General features: G+C 76.0%; 1 protein-coding gene and 1 pseudogene. Both read right to left on the reverse strand.

The features are described from left to right. Positions 1–247, reverse strand: a pseudogene (locus JNW91_RS31165) (hypothetical protein); the annotation flags it as partial. Between the two features lie 2 nt (positions 248–249). Beyond that, a partial coding sequence (locus JNW91_RS31170; RefSeq protein ID WP_238426033.1) for an FtsK/SpoIIIE domain-containing protein occupies positions 250–1,949 on the reverse strand: 1,700 nt, incomplete at its 5' end.

The following is a 1,949-nucleotide window of genomic DNA, read 5'->3' on the forward strand; positions in this document are numbered from 1 at the left end:
GATACCCGGCGACACCCGGCGGCCCGCCGGCACCCGGAGACGCGGTGGCGGCCGGTGGCTGGTCGATGCCGATGGCGCGGCCGAGCTGGTCGAGGCGGTGCCCCTGGGCGGTGAGCCGCTGGTGCAGGGAGTCGGCGGCGGCGTGCAGGTCACGGCGGCGTTCGGACTCGGCGGCGGCGTGCTGCTCGACGGCGCGACGCTGCTCGGCGAGCTGTCGGGCCAGCGCCGCGTACTCCTCGAAGGACACCGTCAACGCTCCCCGTCCGGTTCGTGCCCGTCGCCGGCGAACGGCACGATCAGTCTGGTGCGCTGGTCGTGCCGGTCGACCAGCAGCGCCCGGTCGGCGCGCGGCGTGTAGGCGAGGTCGTGGACCCCGAGGTGCAGGGCCAGCTCGGGGCCGGGCACGTTGAGTGCGACCAGGCAGGCGATGTCGTCGCGGTTCTGGCTGCCGCCCAGGTCGTCGGCGAGCCGGCGCAGGCCGCGCCACCAGCCGAGCAGGTGCACCCCCTGGGCGGGGCCCTGGCGCAGCAGGGTGTGCAGGTCGTCCAGGCCGGAGCGGAACGTGACCGGGTCGGCCGCCCCGAGCACCGGCGCGGCGGCGTCCATGCCGAACACCACCAGGTACTCGCGGCCGGCGGGCTCGGCGGCCAGCTCGGCGATCCGCTCGCGCAGCCCGGCGGCGTCGACGCGCCGGACCGGGTGGCCGGCGGCCCGCAGCGCGCTGTCGGTCTCGTCGGCGACCGGGTCGGTGGCGGTGACCAGCGAGGCCAGCAGGAAGCGGGCGTCGCCCGGGGCGTGCTGACGGGCCAGGCTCAGCGTCGCGGCGCGCAGCACGTCCGCCCCGGCCGGTGCGGTGCCCACCACGGCGAGGTGCCGGCCCGGAGTGGTGTCCATCAGGAACAGCGCGGTGGTGCCGTGCACGTCGACGGTCCGACCGACCAGGGCCATCGGGCGCCGGCCACCGGGGCGCAACCCGGCGAAGGTGGGATCGTCCTCGACCCGCGCAGCCTCGTACCCCTTGAAGACCGCAGGTGCCCGCGAGCCTGGTGGGCGGGCCTGCCACAGCTCGTGGCGCAGCGCGGCGAGGTCCGCCGCGGCGGCGTGCGCGTCGGGGAAACGCAGCACGGTGTCGGCGCCGACCGCGCCGGCGGCGGTGTTGACGACGGCGGAACCGATCGGCAGGGCCGCGGCGGCGTCGTTGAGCTGGTCGAGCACCCCGCCCCCGCCGGGCAGCGCGACCCGCAGCGCGAACTGCCCGAAGATCGCCTCGGCCCGGCCGTAGAGCGCCTCGATGCCGGTCATGCTCTGGCTGGCCAGCACCAGGTGTACGCCGTAGGAGCGGCCCTTGCGGGCCAACTCCTCCAGCAGGTCGACGGATTCACGGGCGAGCGCGTCGTTGCCGGCGAGCAGCACGTGGAACTCGTCGATGACCGCCACGATGCGCGGCAGCGGATTGTCCCGGGGCAGGTCGGCGAGTTTGGTGACGCCGTGCCGTTTGAGGGCGGTGGCGCGGCGCTGCGCCTCCCGGCGTAGCTCGCGCAGCACGGCGAGGCCGTACTCGCGGTCGGATTCGATGCCGACGGCGCGGGCGTGCGGCAGCCAGGACGGATCGCGGGTGGTGGGCACGAACTCGGTGAAGCTCACGCCCTCCTTGAAGTCGAGCAGGTAGAGCTGAAGCTCGGCCGGGGAGTAGCGCGCGGCCAGCCCGTAGAGCACGTCGAGGAGGAAGACGGTCTTGCCGGCGCCGGTGCGACCGCCGACCAGCCAGTGCGGGGTGGCGTCGTCGAAGGCCACGGTCAGCGGGGCGCGGCCGGCCCGGCCGATGACCGTCCGCAGGCCGCTGCCGGCCGACTCGGCCCAGCGCCGCTCGGGCAGCAGCTCGGTGAAGGGGCAGCGCGTCGGTGCGCCGGGCGGCGGCGCCCAGGTGCTCGGCGAGGGCGCGCACGGAC

Origin of the sequence: Micromonospora parastrephiae (genome assembly GCF_016802865.1) — a bacterium.
Taxonomy (GTDB): domain Bacteria; phylum Actinomycetota; class Actinomycetes; order Mycobacteriales; family Micromonosporaceae; genus Micromonospora; species Micromonospora parastrephiae.